Source organism: Vibrio sp. R10-SG-ISO4 (assembly GCF_059834135.1).
In genome coordinates this window covers 1-18075 of sequence record NZ_JCBDHJ010000023.1, presented here as the reverse complement: position 1 = coordinate 18075, position 18075 = coordinate 1, and the positions used below count along the sequence as shown (strand labels likewise).

Annotated in this window: 12 protein-coding genes; 6 read left to right on the top strand and 6 right to left on the bottom strand. The window is 48.1% G+C overall.

Going from position 1 to position 18075, the window contains the following annotated elements:
• The first annotated feature begins 220 nt into the window (after positions 1-220).
• Both guaB and guaA read left to right on the top strand, forming a co-directional pair.
• Positions 221-1684 (top strand): IMP dehydrogenase, encoded by a 1464-nt coding sequence (gene guaB / locus AC6R03_RS16885; protein WP_500631497.1) that lies wholly within the window; start codon positions 221-223, stop codon positions 1682-1684.
• Between the two features lie 110 nt (positions 1685-1794).
• Positions 1795-3348, top strand: coding sequence for a glutamine-hydrolyzing GMP synthase (gene guaA / locus AC6R03_RS16880; protein ID WP_500631496.1), 1554 nt, complete (start codon positions 1795-1797; stop codon positions 3346-3348).
• A 143-nt stretch (positions 3349-3491) separates the two neighbouring features.
• Here guaA and AC6R03_RS16875 read toward each other — a convergent pair whose 3' ends face one another.
• A complete protein-coding gene (locus AC6R03_RS16875) occupies positions 3492-5036 on the bottom strand; it encodes an alanine/glycine:cation symporter family protein (RefSeq protein ID WP_500629239.1) in 1545 nt (514 codons plus the stop codon).
• A 323-nt stretch (positions 5037-5359) separates the two neighbouring features.
• The gene (locus tag AC6R03_RS16870; RefSeq protein ID WP_500631495.1) at positions 5360-6610 is read right to left on the bottom strand and encodes a D-amino acid dehydrogenase; all 1251 of its coding nucleotides are present in this window, start codon (positions 6608-6610) and stop codon (positions 5360-5362) included.
• A gap of 103 nt (positions 6611-6713) precedes the next feature.
• On the opposite strand from AC6R03_RS16870, the gene AC6R03_RS16865 reads away from it, so the two are divergent.
• A complete protein-coding gene (locus AC6R03_RS16865; protein ID WP_500631494.1) occupies positions 6714-7607 on the top strand; it encodes a LysR substrate-binding domain-containing protein in 894 nt (297 codons plus the stop codon).
• A gap of 111 nt (positions 7608-7718) precedes the next feature.
• A complete protein-coding gene (locus AC6R03_RS16860) occupies positions 7719-8696 on the top strand; it encodes an ion channel (RefSeq protein ID WP_500631493.1) in 978 nt (325 codons plus the stop codon).
• A 15-nt stretch (positions 8697-8711) separates the two neighbouring features.
• Here the strand turns inward: AC6R03_RS16860 and AC6R03_RS16855 are convergent, their stop codons facing one another.
• Complete coding sequence (locus tag AC6R03_RS16855; protein WP_500631492.1) at positions 8712-9668, bottom strand: L-threonylcarbamoyladenylate synthase; 957 nt, start codon at positions 9666-9668, stop codon at positions 8712-8714.
• 286 nt (positions 9669-9954) lie between these two features.
• Complete coding sequence (locus AC6R03_RS16850) at positions 9955-11688, bottom strand: sodium:solute symporter family transporter (protein WP_500631491.1); 1734 nt, start codon at positions 11686-11688, stop codon at positions 9955-9957.
• Between the two features lie 217 nt (positions 11689-11905).
• On the opposite strand from AC6R03_RS16850, the gene recQ reads away from it, so the two are divergent.
• Positions 11906-14086, top strand: a complete 2181-nt coding sequence (gene recQ / locus AC6R03_RS16845; RefSeq protein WP_500631490.1) for a DNA helicase RecQ — start codon at positions 11906-11908, stop codon at positions 14084-14086.
• 16 nt (positions 14087-14102) lie between these two features.
• On the opposite strand, the gene AC6R03_RS16840 is transcribed toward recQ, so the two are convergent.
• Positions 14103-14585 carry a helix-turn-helix transcriptional regulator gene (locus AC6R03_RS16840; RefSeq protein WP_500631489.1) on the bottom strand — a complete coding sequence of 161 codons (483 nt, stop codon included), beginning with the start codon at positions 14583-14585 and terminating at the stop codon, positions 14103-14105.
• On the bottom strand, positions 14570-15931 hold the full coding sequence (locus AC6R03_RS16835) for a type II toxin-antitoxin system HipA family toxin (RefSeq protein WP_500631488.1): 1362 nt from the start codon (positions 15929-15931) through the stop codon (positions 14570-14572). The genes AC6R03_RS16840 and AC6R03_RS16835 overlap by 16 nt, the downstream gene beginning before the upstream one ends.
• Positions 15932-16910: 979 nt before the next feature.
• Between AC6R03_RS16835 and AC6R03_RS16830 the strand changes: the two genes are divergently transcribed.
• Positions 16911-18075, top strand: a 1165-nt coding sequence (locus AC6R03_RS16830) for a competence protein CoiA family protein (RefSeq protein WP_500653678.1), incomplete at its 3' end; no start/stop codon positions are given.

Sequence of the window (18075 nt, the reverse complement as noted above, 5' to 3'; positions counted from 1 at the left end):
GAAATTAGCGGCAATATAATACATAGCAAGGGGGTGATTGCAAATAAAAAGTAGAAAAATGTGTAGCCAAGCGTTTGCGTTGACCGTATAATCCGTCCGCAATATCTAATCCAAATGCAACATTGTTCTCGCACACTCTAGTGTGAATAGGTTGCCCTCATTATGCGAAACGATGAGATTGGATTGTTCTTTTTACTCCTCTAATTGTGAGATATTGCAAATGCTAAGAATTGCCAAAGAAGCGCTGACATTCGACGACGTACTGCTTGTGCCAGCACACTCCACCGTTCTCCCAAACACAGCTGATCTTCGCACTCAGTTGACGAAAAATATCACTCTTAATATTCCGATGATTTCTGCGTCTATGGATACCGTGACGGAAGCCCGTCTGGCTATCGCTCTTGCGCAGGAAGGTGGCATTGGCTTTATCCACAAGAACATGTCGATTGAGCAGCAAGCGGCAGAAGTTCGTAAAGTTAAGAAATTTGAAGCGGGTGTGGTCACTGACCCTGTTACCGTTAACCCTGAAGCGACCATCGCGGATGTGGTTGCACTGACAGACAAGCACGGCTTTGCAGGCTTCCCTGTTGTCACAGAGAACAAAGAGCTGGTCGGTATTATCACCGGTCGTGACGTGCGCTTTGTTACCGACCTCACTAAGAAAGTCTCTTCAGTGATGACGCCAAAAGAGAGCCTTGCTTCAGTAAAAGAAGGGGCAACTCGTGCTGAAGTGCAAGAGAAGATGCACGAAGCGCGCGTTGAAAAAGTGTTGGTGGTTAACGATGAGTTCCAACTCACAGGTATGATCACCGCAAAAGACTTCCACAAAGCAGAACGTAAACCGAACGCGTGTAAAGATGAGCGCGGTCGTCTTCGTGTTGGTGCGGCAGTGGGTGCTGGCACGGGCAACGAAGAGCGTGTTGCGGCATTGGTTGAAGCGGGTGTTGACGTGCTTTTGATCGACTCTTCACACGGCCACTCTGAAGGTGTTCTTAACCGTATCCGTGAAACTCGCGCGGCATACCCTAATCTCGATATCATTGGCGGTAACGTAGCAACGGGTGCCGGTGCGAAAGCCCTTATCGATGCAGGCGTTAGCGCAGTGAAAGTGGGTATCGGCCCAGGTTCTATCTGTACCACTCGTATCGTAACGGGCGTGGGTGTCCCTCAGGTAACGGCCATCGCTGATGCATCGGAAGTGGCAAATCAACACGGTATTCCCGTTATCGCTGACGGCGGTATCCGTTTCTCAGGCGACATCTGTAAAGCTATCGTTGCTGGCGCATCGTGTGTGATGGTGGGATCGATGTTTGCGGGTACTGAAGAAGCCCCGGGTGAAGTGATTCTTTACAACGGTCGTTCTTACAAATCCTACCGTGGTATGGGTTCATTGGGCGCGATGTCTCAAGGCTCTTCTGACCGTTACTTCCAAACGGACAATGCCGCAGATAAGCTTGTCCCTGAAGGTATCGAAGGACGTATCGCGTACAAAGGCCGCCTAAAAGAGATCGTTCACCAGCAAATGGGTGGTCTACGCTCAAGCATGGGCCTAACGGGCAGCGCGACGATTGAAGACATGCGTACCAAAGCCGAGTTCGTTCGTATCTCTGGTGCTGGTATGGCGGAATCTCACGTCCACGATGTTCAAATTACTAAGGAAGCACCAAACTACCGTCGCGGTTAATTTCTTAGACAAGAAACCCTCGACGAAAACGTTTGCTTTTCCTTGAAGCATTGAAGAGAGGCGGGTACACTCGCCTCGTTTTCTTAACCCAGCTTAAAAAGACTGCTCAAATGACCAAAAATATTCATGACCAACGTATCTTGATCCTCGATTTCGGATCGCAATACACCCAACTTGTCGCACGTCGTGTACGTGAAATCGGTGTCTACTGTGAACTGTGGAGCTGGGACGTTGAAGAATCAGATATTCGTGAGTTCAATCCAGACGGTATCATCCTATCTGGTGGACCAGAAAGCGTTACCGAAGAGAACTCTCCACGTGCACCTCAATACGTATTTGACTCTGGCGTGCCAGTGCTCGGTGTGTGCTACGGCATGCAGACAATGGCAGAGCAGCTAGGTGGTAAAGTTGCCGGTTCCAATGAACGCGAATTTGGCTATGCGAAAGTCAAAGTGTCAGGTGAATCTTCACTATTTAAAGACCTAGACCTGACCCAAGATGTATGGATGAGTCACGGTGACAAGGTTGTTGAGATTCCAGCAGACTTCGTCAAAGTGGGCGAAACGGACACCTGTCCTTACGCGGCGATGGCCAACGAAGAGAAAAAATACTTCGGCGTGCAGTTCCACCCTGAAGTGACGCACACCAAGCAAGGCCTACAAATGCTTGAGAACTTTGTTCTTGGCGTGTGTGGCTGTGAGCGTCTATGGACCTCTGAATCCATTATTGAAGATGCGGTTGCGCGCATCAAAGAGCAAGTGGGTGATGACGAAGTTATCCTTGGTCTATCCGGCGGTGTTGACTCTTCGGTTGTGGCGATGTTGGTTCACCGCGCAATTGGCGACAAGTTAACCTGTGTCTTCGTTGATAACGGTCTGCTACGCCTAAACGAAGGTCAACAAGTGATGGATATGTTTGGTGATAAATTTGGCCTAAACATCATCAAAGTCGACGCAGAAGAGCGTTTCCTCACCGCATTAGAAGGCAAGTCGGATCCTGAAGAGAAGCGTAAGACCATCGGTCACGTCTTTGTTGACGTGTTTGATGAAGAGTCGAAGAAGCTGAAAAACGCGAAATGGCTAGCGCAAGGCACCATCTACCCAGACGTGATTGAGTCTGCGGCGTCAAAAACGGGCAAAGCGCACGTGATCAAATCTCACCATAACGTGGGTGGTCTACCTGAAGATATGGCGATGGGCTTGGTTGAGCCACTACGTGAGCTGTTTAAAGATGAAGTGCGTAAGATCGGTCTAGAATTAGGTCTACCTTACGACATGCTATATCGCCACCCATTCCCAGGACCGGGTCTTGGTGTGCGCGTACTTGGTGAAATCAAGAAAGAGTACTGTGATTTACTGCGTCGTGCGGATGCGATCTTCATTGAAGAGCTTCATGCTGCTGACCTTTACCACAAAGTGTCTCAAGCGTTCACGGTATTCCTACCAGTTCGTTCCGTAGGCGTTATGGGTGATGGTCGTAAGTACGACTGGGTTGTGTCACTGCGTGCAGTCGAAACCATTGACTTTATGACCGCGCATTGGGCACACCTACCGTATGACTTCCTTGGTAAAGTCTCTAACCGTATCATCAACGAAGTAGACGGCATTTCTCGCGTGGTTTACGACATCTCAGGTAAGCCGCCAGCGACGATTGAGTGGGAATAATTTTTCCGACTAATGTTAAGAACCAGCCTATCAGGCTGGTTTTTTTTCGTCTTTGGATGAGCTGCCAAGCAAAAAATAGAGGCAAACCTTGGTTTGCCTCTATTGATGACCGAAACGGTCGTCCACTGCTTTTTATTTATCGATTAGGTTGAAGGTTGCTCAACGCTTTTGGTTTTTGATTCCGCTTCTGCTTTCGGATCGAGTCCTGTTTTTCTGCGGTATTTTTCTTCCCAGTAGTCAGCGCCTTTGATGCCAAGTTTCACTGGGTTGAACGTGTACTCTTCAACACCTTGTTTTTGCTGCTCTTCGTAGTCATTCAGTGCTTTTAGGGCAGGTTTTGACATAAAGAAGATGATCAAAATACCGACAATGTTTAACCACGCCATCAAACCTACACCGACGTCACCCATCGCCCATGCGAGGTTTGCGGTTTTGACGGTGCCGTAGAACACCACGGCAATCAACGCGACTTTAAGGATGAACATCAAGCCGTCAACTTTGAAGTGGCGACGGATGTACGCAACGTTGGTTTCTGCGATGTAGTAGTAAGCCAGAATCGTCGTGAAGGCAAAGAAGAACAGCGCGATAGCGATGAACGGTTTGCCGATGCCTGGCAGTGCACTTTCAATCGCCATTTGAGTAAACACTGGGCCGTTCGCCGCGATATCAGCCGCGACATTCTGGATGATGAAGCCCTCTGCACCGTGAACGTTATACGCGCCAGTGATCAAGATCATGAACGCTGTGGCTGAACAAACAAGCAAAGTATCAATGTAGATAGAGAAAGATTGCACTAGTCCCTGCTGAGCTGGGTGCTCAACACTTGCCGCTGCCGCCGCATGAGGCCCTGTACCTTGACCCGCTTCGTTTGAGTAAACACCACGTTTAACACCCCAGCCAATCGCGGCACCCACACCTGCCATCGGCGTGAATGCATCACCGATGATCATTGAGAAGATGCGTGGCACTTCACCAATGTTCAGTAGGATGATGATGAAAGCGGTGACGATGTACGCCAATGCCATGAAAGGCACGACAATCTGAGTGAAGCTCGCAATGCGTTTTACACCACCAAAAATGATGAACGCAAGAATGATAGAAATCAGTGTGCCGGTGAAGATTTTCGCGAAACTGAAGGTGCCGATGGCCGTTTCGATCATGTCACCTGAGCCAAATGCTGCCTCGACTGCGTTACCGATGCTGTTCGATTGCACACCAGGAAGTAGGAAGCCACACGCAAAAATGGTCGCGACTGCGAAAATCCACGCATACCATTTCTGACCCATTGCTTTCTCGATGTAGTAAGCCGGACCACCACGGAATTCGCCGTTATCTTCTTCTTTATAGATTTGCGCCAGTGTCGATTCTGCATACGCGGTTGCCGCGCCAAAAAATGCGACTGTCCACATCCAGAAGACAGCACCTGGGCCGCCAAAACCGATCGCTGCAGCGACACCGGCAATATTACCTGTACCGACACGACCAGAGAGTGAAACGGCCAGAGCCTGGAATGAAGAGATGCCTTTAGAAGAACTTTTTCCAGACAGAAGCAAACGCCACATTTCGGTGAAGTGTCGAACTTGTACAAATCGAGTCATGATTGAATAGAACAAACCCGCGCCCAAGCACAAGTAAATCAGTGCCGGGCTCCAGATAATCCCATTCATAAAATCAACAAATGACTGCATATGAATTTCCCTGTTAGTTGTTGAGTCCCTTTAGCGACAAAACGGCATATCGCTTAAAGGGGGGTTGTGTTTAATTTCGAACAGCATATTAACCTTTTTGTAACCTTAATGTTAAATCATTTATCTATTAATCTTGTTTGGCGTGATTCCATCCACAAAATTCCAATCAGAAGAGAAATGATAGGTTAAAACTTCATCATTTAGTCTTCTCGTGCCAAAACTGAGAATGGTAAAACGCATCTGGTGGTCGATGCGTTTTATGGAAAAGTGCAAATTCTATTTGTTAAATATGCTGATAATGCCGGTTGATTTAGTGAATGCTACTATTTGCCGTAGCGGCTCATGCTCAGTTGCGGGTATTGATGACGATCTCCGGTGACAAGGTCGGTTAATATTTCGGCGGAGCCACACGCCATCGTCCATCCTAGCGTACCGTGACCAGTATTAGTGAAGAGGTTACTCAGTGGTGTTGGGCCAATGATCGGCGTGCCATCGGGCGTCATTGGGCGAAACCCACTCCAATATTGTGCATGCTCAAAAGAGGCACCGCGAGGGAATAGGTTGCTGACGACATGATTGAGCGTCGCCAGGCGTTTGGCCGTTAGCTTACCGTCAAAGCCAGCCAATTCAGCCATACCCGCCACGCGTATTCTGTCATCAAAGCGCGTTAGGGCGACTTTGTAGGTCTCGTCCATAATGGTGGAAGAGGGGGCATACTGATCATCGCTGACAGGTAAGGTAAGCGAATAGCCTTTGACGGGGTATATCGGGAGGGTTAGCCCTATTGGCTCTAACAATGCCTTGCTGTAACTGCCCATTGCGACAACGAAGGTATCGGCGGTGAAATCACCGGCATCGGTGTGAATGGCGCAGACACGTTGCTGAGACGCAGTTAGACGTTGAATACGGGTATTGAAATGAAACTGCACGCCAGCTTCTTCACACAGACGCTGGAGCTCTTGGCAAAAAAGGTGGCAGTCACCGGTTTCATCGTCCGGTAAATAGAGGCCGCCGACCAGCTCACCCTGCATATGAGCCAAACCGGGCTCTTGGTTAAGGCACTGATTAGCATCGAGCAGTTCAAAGCGAGTGCCTGCCTCGGCAAGCAGCGCCATGTCCTTTTCTACCGCTTGCAATTGCTGAGTATGACGAAACAGTTGCAGTGTGCCTTTCTGGCGTCCTTGATAATCGAGCTTGTGCGTTTGGTTGAGCCTTTTTAAGCTCTTCTGGCTGCGAGTTGCTATCGTCAACATGCGGGCTTTGTTCACTCGATAGCGCTCTAGCTGGCAGTTACGCAGCATTTGCGTCATCCAAATGAATAGCTCGCGGCTCACCATAGGTTTGATCTTTAGCGGCGCATGTTGCTCGAATAACCATTTGATCGCCTTGAGCGGAATGCCGGGAGCGGCCCAAGGAGAAGAGTAGCCATAAGAGATTTGCCCTGCGTTGGCAAAACTGGTTTCTTCGCCTGCGCGAGATTGACGATCGATAACCGTCACATCACATCCTGCTTGATTGAGCATCCAAGCGCTCGTGAGTCCGATGACTCCACTGCCCATCACCACAACCTTCACATCATTCTCCTCATTGGTATTTTGGCTAAGAATCTGCGATTTACATTTACGTAACAATCGATAAAAATTAAACACATCATTTAGAAAAACTAAAAGCGCGCTCATGACCCAGATGTTATTTCAAGGTGTTCATTTACTGTGCCAAGTCGCGCAGTACCCGACGATAAGCCAAGCAGCAAGTCGTCTAAACCTCACGCCGGGAGCGATCAGTCAGCAGGTAAAGTCCATTGAACAACATTTGGGTTTTAGTGTTTTTGAACGTCATCCGCGCGGGATTCGCTTAACCGAGCAGGGGAAAAAACTGATCGAGGGGGTAACGCCGCATCTGTTAGCCATTGAAGACGTGACCGCGCAAGTGAGATCCTCCGGCGAAGCAGCGCAGATTCGTCTGAAGCTAACTCCCTCTTTCGCGTTTAAATGGCTCGTCCCTCGTTTAGAGAGCTTTTATCGTTTACACCCGACGATTCAGGTTCACACCTTTGCCGAGGGCGCATTGGTGGATAGCCAGCATAAGGACTTTGATATTGCGATCGACTATGGTCCGATCCCCTACAAAGATGATCGCGCTGAACTGTTAATGGCGGAGTCACTGCTCCCTGTGATGAGCCCCCATTACTATCAGCAGCATTTTTCGTCGCATTCGTCCAATGAGGTGTGGTCGCGGGTGACGTTGCTGCATGATGCGATGCTTTGGCAAGGGGCCGTTAGAGATCATGAGTGGCGCTATTGGTCCAAGCAGCAAGGGATGGATTTTGACTGCCAACGTGGTCACTTTTTCAATCGCACCGATATGGCGATGTCGGCAGCAGAGGCGAACGTGGGTGTCGCCTTGGCCCGTATGGCGTTGCTGGGCGATGAAATCTCAATGCAAAGGTTAGTCGCACCTTATGAGCCCATTCCAGCAGGTGCGGGGTATTTTGTGTTGACCCATGTGGACAACGCACACACGCGGGTCTTCAAACAGTGGTTAAGAGCGCAGTGCGATGTGGGTGAGTAAACTACGGTGATGGCCACCATCGCCAATTAATCTGGCGCTGCGTCTTGTTGGCTCTACACTTAAAAAGTCAACGGGATAGCCTTTTGTTGGCAGAGTGAGGGAGCGGCATGTATGAATTCGAATGAGCGGTTATGCAGCTATCGTAATCCAGATGGTTGGTGCTGCGATCAAGTTAGTGGTGAGTCAGGACTGTGCTATTGGCATGATCCGAACATCGATAAAAGTAACGACGACATCAAACAGCAAGTGGAGCAATGGGCCGCAGAGGGCAAGCCACTGGATGGCTTTCAGTTAGCGAAAACCGATTTGACGGATGTAGACTTGGTCAATCGAGGCAGTAAAGACGGGTATCTTTGTCGTGAGGCCGACTTTTATCGAGCAGACCTCACCGATGCGCATTTTTTCGGCTTAGATCTTCGAGGCTCCTCTTTGATGAAAGCCAAGATGCTCGGCGCCAATCTGCACTGTGCGAAATTGGATAAATGCAATTTATTGGGCGCAGATATTGGGCGTGCCAAGCTAGAAAATGTCGAGTGGGGACGCTTCCTAAAACAAGAACTCGATGCCAGGCAAGCAAAGAAAAAGCACGATAGAACGCTCACCGCCAGTCTCTATCAGGAGGCGGAAGAGGTGTGTCGTAACATTCGTAAACAGTGCGAAAAACAAGGACTGTTTGAGATGGCGGGAGACTTCTTTAAACGTGAGATGCGTTTTCGTCGTTATCAGTTACCCAAATTCAGTACCAAACGGTGTATATCCAAAGCGGTCGATCTGTTTTGTGGCTATGGCGAAGATCCCGTCCGCGTAGTGCTGTTTTCGATCTTTTTGATCATGGTGTGCGCGATGGCCTATTTCTTTCTTGATACCACAGGGGCGCATCCGATTTACGAAGGGGTGACGGGCTGGCGTTTTTATCTGTTGGAGTTTTTTAACTCACTCTATTTCAGTGTGGTGACCTTTACCACGCTCGGTTACGGTGACATCTCACCGGTTGGTGTTGCGAGGTTTATTGCTGCGCTTGAGGCCTTTTTAGGCAGTTTCACCATGGCCCTGTTTGTGGTGGTGTTTGTAAAAAAAATGACCCGCTAGCGCAGCCTGTACTGATTACAGCTTGGATTGTGCACGGCCAAGGCGGTCGTGCACCGCGACCCACTCGTCACTGCGAGGTGGCGTTTCTACCCAAATCTCATCGCAGTGCCATTGGTCAGCATCATCAAGCGCGCGGTACAGATCGTGTGCGTACTGAGCCACGTTATCCGCCATTTTCATTGCGCGAACATTCAAATCCGTAGGTAACGGTGAGTAGTGCAGCAAAGCCACCTCTCCCTTTACTTCCGGTAGATGATCAATGTCGACCAACTTCACTGAGGTGTTAGGTTGATAATGGCTGGTCACGTTACCCGGGACGGCGACATTATGCGCTTGAGGCGAACACACTTCTTCACCTAATGTGTGTGACAATTGCGCCGCGCTAATGGGACCTGCGCGAAGGATTCGAAATGGACGTTGTGTGAGATCGACAATCGTTGACTCAAGGCCATGAGCACAATCTCCGCCATCAAGCACCGCAGCGATATGACCGCCTAGCGATTTGAGTACGTGCGACGCTGAGGTTGGACTCAGTTTCTTATAAGGGTTAGCGGATGGGGCGGCAACGGCCAGCCCGCTAGAGAGCAGCTCGTTAAACACGTCGTGCGCCGGCATGCGAACGCCAATGGTCTCTAGACCGCCCGTGACAACAGAATTAGCTTGTGGCGATTTCTTTAGGAGCAGGGTAACCGGACCAGGCCAAAAGACATTAGCAATGGTGTACGCTTCCTCTGGGATCTCCGTCGCCCAATCGGATAACTGCTGCACTTGGCCAATGTGTACGATTAACGGGTGATTTGCCGGTCTGCCTTTCGCCGCGAAAATCTTCTTTACCGCCTCTGGGTTGGTGGCATCTGCCGCGAGTCCATAAACGGTTTCGGTCGGAATAGCCACCAACTCGCCAGAAGCAAGAAGCGACTTCGCTTGTTCGATATCGTTTTGGTTTTGTGCGGAAAGATGTAGCGTTTTCAATGTCACTTCCTCAGAAAAACGGACGGTTACATAGGCATGTTTGCTCTAGTCAAATAAAAGCAAACGCACATTTTAGCTATCTTTTTCAAATTTGCGATGCTTATTTTCCTTTTTACATTGCTAGGCGAACCTCGTTTTGCGAAGTGCTTGATTCTGTGTAAGGTTTCCATCAAATCTTGCCACAACCCACAACCCACAACCCACAACCCACAACCCCAAAAAAGGTGCAGCCGAACTCTACACCGTGAGATAAGCACGTGATTGCTTAAATGGAGAGCGCCAGTAATTAACACTCAGCAGCGTGAGCTGACTCGAGTTTTCGCAAACGCAGAGACATCGACATCAAGGCAAAACCGCATACCAATATCGCTCCACCGATCGCGACGAAAATCGTGCCGTCGGCAAAGTTGTCAGTGGTGACAGCAAACAGCGCCACGATGATGCCCAGCGCCGTCATTGCTTTCCCCATAAAAATGCCGTTGGCGTGATCAATCGGCGTTTGTTCTTGCGTGGAAATCGGAGTGTGGATTCGCTCACTCACGGTGTGATTGAAATAGGGGCGTTTGGTCATCAAAGCGGTAGAAAGGAAAAAACCACCAGTGACAATAACATGTGCCAAGAGACTGCACACCACCATCATATCAACGCTTTCTCTATGATTGAGCGGGCCGATGAAAGGCTCAAGCCAATGAACATCGAACACAAAATGCATCCATGCGGAAACCAGGATGCCGACCAGAACCGTCGCCCAGCCAGACCAAGGCGGCGTACGTAAGTTGAGCATGGCCAATAGTGAGGGAATCGACATCGGCATGTGCAGCAAGGCAGAGAAGATCATCATGATGTCGAACAGACTGTAGTCTTCGATACGAGCAAACAACAGCGCTACGCCGCAAGCCAACAGACCGGTCAGGACTGTGGCGATTTTACCCAGACGCATCTGTTGCTCGCTGCTCGCGTGCGGATTGATTAGGGAAAGATAGACATTGTTGACCACAATGCCGGCGTTGCGATTGAGCGCAGTGGTCATCGGAGACACGGTCGCCGCTAACATCGCCACCATCACCAGCCCTAATAGCCCTTGTGGCATGTAGTGTTCGATATAGTAAAGGTAGGCGGCGTTGTTGGCTCCACCTCCGAGCTCTGGGTAGCTCAAGCCCAAATCAATATTGAGTGAAGCAACAAACCAAGGCGGGGCAAACCAAAGCAGCGGTGCGACGAGAAACAGCGCGCCAGCCAGCAACGCCGAGCGTGATGCTTCTTTCTCATTGCTGGTGGTGAGGAATCGATAGCTGCTGAGGGCATTATTCGTGGTTAGCGTTTGTTTCAGCAGCATGATGGCCACCCAAGTAATGAAAATCTGCCAGGTGTGCATGCTCTCGCCCATGACGGTGTTTGACAAAGATTCAACCGGTAGGCTAACGACGTGCTTGGCCGCAGTGGCCCCAACGACCATGGTGATAGTGACCAACAGCACCAGTTGGATCACATTGGTCGCAGAGACCGTCCAAACCCCTCCGGTGAGGGCAATAAAGGTGACCAGCAGAGAAATAGAGACGATAGTGATGTCGATACTAATGCCAAAGGTGGCCGACAAAAAGGCGCCCAATCCATTAAGCCAAATCGCTGCGCCAATCAGTGTGATGGGAAAACTCGACCAAGTGAAGACTTGCTCAGACAACTTGTCAAAACGCAGACGCACGACATCCATCGCCGTAGCAACCCTTAAGCGGCGGTAACGCGACGCAAAAAAGAGCGCTGAAACAAAAAAGCCTAACGCATTGCCCCAAAAGACAAACATGATGCTGAGACCATCTTCAAACGCTTTGGCTGCCGCGCCAGTAAATGTCCATGCCGAAAACTGCGTCATGAAGGCGGTGGCGCCCGCCATCCACCACGTCATTGCGCCATTGCCTTTAATAAAGCCGTCGGCATTAGAAGCGTGGCGTTTGAACGCGTTGGTCACGATCAGTAAGAAAACAAAATAGAGCGCAAGTACGAACCAGTCGAGATGTGTCACAAGGGAACCTAACTATAAAAGAGGGAGTGAAGTTTTTTAAAATTGCGTTTCACTTCATATTGTACGACAAGATTAACCTGCATTGGGAGAGTTGGATCATATTTGCTGAGTCAAGTAAGTGAATGAAACGGCTGCACGTAAGTATGGAAAGCGGTGATGTTACCCGCAGACACCTCAGTTATCTCCTCTGAATTGATGCGCTTATTGAGGTAGGATAGTGGCACTATTTTTCAGACTTTGGATATTCGCCGTGCATCGCCCGACCCCGTTAGAGGTACTCAATTCTGTATTTGGTTACGATCAGTTTCGTCATCAGCAACAATCGATCATCGAGACGTTGGTTGAAGGCGGTGATGTGCTTACCTTGATGCCGACCGGTGGGGGAAAGTCGCTCTGCTACCAAATTCCAGCCATTGTGCGAGAAGGCGTGGGGGTGGTTGTGTCGCCGTTGATTGCCTTGATGAAGGATCAGGTTGATGCATTAGCGCAAGTCGGTGTGGCCGCTGCCTACCTCAACTCCACATTAGATCGCTATGAACAGCGTGAAGTTGAAGATCAGATTCGACGTGAAGAGATTCAGCTTCTCTACATCGCCCCAGAGCGTTTGATGATGCCGCAAACCCTCGACTTGCTCTCCGAGTGCCGCGTATCGCTCTTTGCGATTGATGAGGCACACTGTGTGAGCCAATGGGGACATGATTTCCGACCAGAATATCAACAGCTTTCTGTTTTACATCAACGCTTTCCGAACGTGCCGCGCATTGCACTTACCGCAACGGCTGATAAGCGTACGCAGCAAGAGATCATCAGTCAGCTAGCGCTTCAATCGGCCCAAGTGTTTGTCCACAGTTTTGATCGCCCCAATATTTGCTACTACGTCAGTGAGCCAAGCAATGCAAAGAATGACTTGTGGTCATTCATCTCTGCGCATCACGCGAACGATGCGGGCGTCGTCTACTGTCTATCGCGTAAAAAAGTGGAAGAGACAGCAGAGTGGTTAGCGAGCAAAGGTCGAACCGCATTGGCGTATCATGCCGGAATGTCGGTTGAAAAGCGCAATGAGCATCAACAACGTTTTCTGCGTGAGGAAGGCGTGATCATCGTCGCGACCATTGCGTTTGGTATGGGCATCGATAAACCCGACGTGCGTTTTGTCGCTCACTTGAGTTTACCGAAAAGCTTGGAGTCCTACTATCAAGAGACGGGGCGCGCGGGCCGAGATGGCGAACCCGCCAATGCTTGGATGGCCTACGGGATGCAAGATATGGTGATGCAGCGCCAGATGGTAGAAAACTCAGACGGTAGTGACGCCTATAAACAAGTGCAAATTCAAAAACTGAATGCCCTACTTGGTTACTGTGAGTTGGTGACGTGCCGCCGGCAAACCCTTCTCGCTTACTTTGATGAGCAGATGAAGGAGCCGTGTGGCCACTGCGACAACTGCCTGACGCCGCCAACCACTTGGGATGGCACAGAGGCGGCTCAAAAGGCGTTGTCGACGGTATACCGATGTGAGCAGCGTTTTGGTGTCACATATCTTATCAATGTCTTGTTAGGCAAGCGCGACGATCGCATTGAACGATTTGGTCACGACAAGGTGTCTACCTTTGGGATTGGCACCGAGCTCAATGCCAATCAATGGAAAGGCGTCTTTCGTCAACTCATCGCGATGAATTACCTACGGGTGGAAGGTGAGTACAACCGTTTAGTGCTCACGCCGCAATGTCGTCCCATCTTAAAAGGCGAGCAGAGTGTCCAGTTGCGCGCACTGCGCAAAGCGAAGTCGAACCAATCGACGAAATCGAGCGCCGCAGACTCATTATCTCCTTCAGATACGGAGCAATTTCTTGCTTTGAAAGCCGTACGTGCTCGCTTGGCGAAAGAGCAAAACGTGCCAGCGTATGTCATCTGTCAAGATGTCAGTTTGAAAGCCATAGCCAAAGCTCGACCCCAAACATTGGATCAGCTTCGTCATATTTCAGGGTTTGGTGATACCAAAGTGAGTCAATATGGTGAAGCGCTGTTAGCCGTAATGGAAGACAAACCCGTTGAGCTGCGCCGCTTGAACGATACCGAGCAACAGTCGGTTGAGCTCTTTCACCAGATGGCGTCGGTTGCGAGTGTCGCTGCCCACCGTCAACTGGCCGAGACCACGATACAGAGTCACCTCAGCGCCGCCATTGAGAGTGGAGCGTGCCAACTCGAACAATTAGTGGAACTTAGCTCTGATGCGCTCAGCGATATTGAACAGAAAGCGACTGCGCTTAACAGCATCAATGAAAACAAGTTAAAGCCTTTGTTTGAAGCGTTCAATGAACAATACGACTATGGCACGCTGCGCTACGTACTCGGTCATATGAAGCATAAGCTAAGCCAACAAGCCGTTGAGGCTCAGTGAGCGTCATAAGCCTAATTTAGTCTGCTTGCTTATCATCTATCAGCGATTTTAACGTACTGACAGAAGTAGGGAGCAGTCCGACTTTTAAGCCAAATGGTTTGAACACCTTGTTGAGAATCTCTGTGTTGTAGCTGCCCCGATCATTCTCTATATCTGAGAGTGTTTTTCTTGAGACATCGACAAGTCTTGCGAACACATCCTGTTTGAGTCCCAGTATATTAATGCGTAAACTTTTCAACGCTTGGCCTTGTGTTAGCTCTCCAAGCAATAAGTGTTTGATGATTTTGTTTGCCTCTGTTTTGCGTTCTACTGCACTGACTGCTTTGGCGTTTTTTGAAGTTTTCGATCTCGTCGGAGTATTAAGTTGCGATCGTTCATTGGTCGAATGAGTTGCATTCGTCCCAGTCTTGTGCTGATTTTGATTTCGCTTTGCTCTTAGACGAGCAACTGTATCTTGTACGGACTCTTTATTGCTTGGCTGATTCATAGTAGCCCCCATTTAGTGAGCTTTTCTGATATATGATTAAGTCCAACGGCTGGCATCTCTAAGATTTGTTCTGGCACTCCTCGTAATGCTAGTCTCTGCTTTAAGTCAATGCATTGACTTGCAGTAACCTCTAGCTCTTGTAATAACACTTCTTTTGGCACGAGATCAGATAAGGTGTCCGCTATTCCTACGAAGTCGTAAGTGCCGCCAACCTCTAGTGGGGCTTTCCATTTTGTTGTTCTTGGGATGCCTTCAGGGTCAGCTTTCATTGGTGCAAAGTCGTAAACGGGAGCAAGCTTTATGACTCCATCACCTTTTAAGAATGAAGTGTTTCTGCCATGGTTATCACTATTACCAAACAATATGTTGAGCAGATCTCTCTTCACCCACTCAATGACGAAAGCTTGAGTATCAAACCTATACCCTTGGTGTTTAACCATATTGCTTTCAGTCATTTTTTCTATAAGAGTTCGGATTGTTGTTTCGTGATCAAGAGTGACTCCAGCGCCTTTGTTCAAAATGGAATACACAGATTCCATACCAAATCTTTCGATTTGTTGATCAATAACTTGAACATCAAATCGAGGAAGCCACAAGGAAGGGTAGTTTAATCCTTCCTCCAAGCGCATCCCGTCGGTGGAGATCGTTTCAACTCCCATTTCTGTTAGCTCGTGGTAGAAGTAGAACTCAGCTCTTAGAATATTACAGTCGATGGTGCTTCTTGAGCCTCTAGGGTACTTTACTAAGTAATGTAAGTCGTGGTTACTATTGTCATCTTGGTATGGGTCAATCCATATTTTTTCGCTGCCCGATCCATGATCGAAACCGCATCGGAGGATCAGTTTTGGCGCTTCACCTCCAGCCCCTGTTGCACCACCTGCGGCGGCCCCTCTTTGCTGTGCATAGTCGAGGAAATCACCAGCTCGATTTTTAACATCATCAACAGAGAAGTAGAGGTTGTCTGCTACTTCGTAGCGCTCAGGAAGAGAGTCTTTTACTCTTAAGTTACCAATAGGCGACATTGTGCCAAACTTGAGCAAAACATAGTCTTGTTCATCAGAACTAAGGTCGTCAATATCTAGGTGTTTGACCCAGTATCGTCTACTAGCACCACTAGGCATAATATCGTCTAGAAACGTTAACCATCCAGGTTTACCCATGTCATTAAAAAAGAATGAGACAGGGTGGTTTAGTGAAACAGCGTGAAAGTCATCTTTATCGTGATGTTCTAGCGCATAGTCGCTGAGGTAGTTGAGTTCAGTCACTCGGAAATTATGTTGGCTACTTTTAGGGAATGAGATGATACCAGTATCTATCCATTCACCTCTGATAAAAGCTTGTACGGTTAGTTCTTCCATTGACAACACCTCTACTTATCAATGAGTAAAACTTTACTCGTAAAGTCGTTTGTTTTCAAGCAATGAGTAAAATTTTACTCATTAATATGCAGATAGACTATTTATGAGTAAATGATTACTCATAGAGCGTAAGTCAAAATTATTGATGAGCAGAATGGATTGTTTTAGCTATGAAAGCTGCGATAGGGGCGAGTTAATTGCCAAATACCAGATGAGGATATCTTTAGATAGCGCATTTTTAGTACTAACTTTTAGTGCAAGTGGTACACGAACGAAAAATAAAGACAAAAAAAGGCGGTAAGTCAATAACTTACCGCCTTTTCAGACGTTTGGTGGAGCTGGCGGGAGTTTTACCGTTCTTTTCAATAAAAGCTTAACTAACAGTAAGTTATAGTGTGTCACTTCCTCTGTCAAGTTGGATGGCAAGATTGGCTCATTAATATTTGGACGCCAGTTCAACTCCCTGGTTGGTTGCGGTGAAGTCGAGCTCAATTGTGATTGTGTGATACAGAGTGCATAATATTCGGTCGGGTGGCAGTAATATATTGTTTTGATTGAATATGAGGTGTTACATGCCAATTTGTAATGAGAGCCATCGTCACTGGCCTTTTTTTGAATCATTGCCGAAAGATCAAGGAGGGTTTGGTCGTCATAAGTGTGCAGGGTGTGCTTACGAAAGGGGTTATCAGGCAGGACTAACAAGGGAGGAAGTCCTGAATCTAGATATAGACTCTCTTCCCGAAAGTCAGGCAGGATCAGTGAGACACAAGAGTCCCCATGCTGCATTTGCTCAGGGGTACTTTGACGGGGTTCATGCTTCCTACAATAACCCAGAATAGCTCACCTTGATTCATGTTTAGAGGTTGGTATTGAATGAGGAGTATAGATTTGCTGTTTGACTTTGGTCGGAAAGCCGATGATGTTGGTTCAATTTTGATTGTGTCTCATTATCGCATATTGATTCCTGAGTGAAATTAATATGGCAATAAGAACAGCATGGGCGCTTAGCTCAGAACGAAAGCTAGTGAATATTTCTCAACTGGATAGAGAGCAACAGCGAGGGAAAAAATGCAACTGCTTTTGTATATCATGTGGTTCGCAACTCGTTTCAAAAATGGGCGAGCAGAAAGCTGATCACTTTGCGCATAATTCAACGAGTAACTGCAGTATAGAGAGCATCCAGCATAAGCTTGCGAAAGCTATTATTGCGGAGAGCATTAACGAGAAAATCTCTACTGCGCCCAAAAACGCTCCCCTCCGATCTCTGAGCAACTCCGTTAAGATTAAAACCGTCGAGTTGGAAAGGAACTTACACAACGGTCAAATTATCGCTGATTGTTTCGTAAACAGTGATTCTGAGCCCTTCGCCATTGAGGTTTTTTATACTAACCGTAAAGATTCCAAACATACCGAGCTCTACCATGAATTGGGCATTTCTGCGTTAGAGATAGATGTCTCAAACATGAATCTACTCCTTAACAGAGAAGAGCTTAAACAGTTTGTACTGAACGATGCTCCTAGAAGGTGGCTGAAGGTAACCGATGAAAAAATAGGGGGAGCTTCTGAAGGTGTTCTAGAAGAAAGTGGCCGAATACACGAAGAGATTCTCGTTGAGCATATTGATGAGATGGTAGCCGAACGAGATCTCGGTGCCGTGATAGCAGCGAAGGGCGTATGTGGTGAATCTATTTATCATTGCACAAAAAAAATTTGCTTAATCACGGTCGAAAACAGAATAGAGCGTGTAGGTAATACCTTTATTGCAAAAGGCACTGTTAACAAAGGTATTTCTGTTGATGTTGTTTTTCCTTTTGGTAATGATCACGCTTTTGATTACGAATCTCCTACGCTGGTTGTCGACCTTGATGTATGGGGGGACCATCACAGACAATCTTGGCACGGAATAGGTAAGTGGATTGAGAAGCTCTGTCAGGAAGCGCATGTCGGTGCAAGAAAAAAAGAAGAAAGACGGTTGCGGCGTCTCCAGTTATTAAAAGAAGAGATAACAGTCAAAGAGATCTGTGAGCTGTATAAATCATCATCTTCGCTTGGAGGTTTCTATAGTTTATTGGCAGATAAAACAGGGCTAGATCTGTCTGAGCTATCGTTCATAGATAACGAGAAAATTTGGACAAACTGGGGTT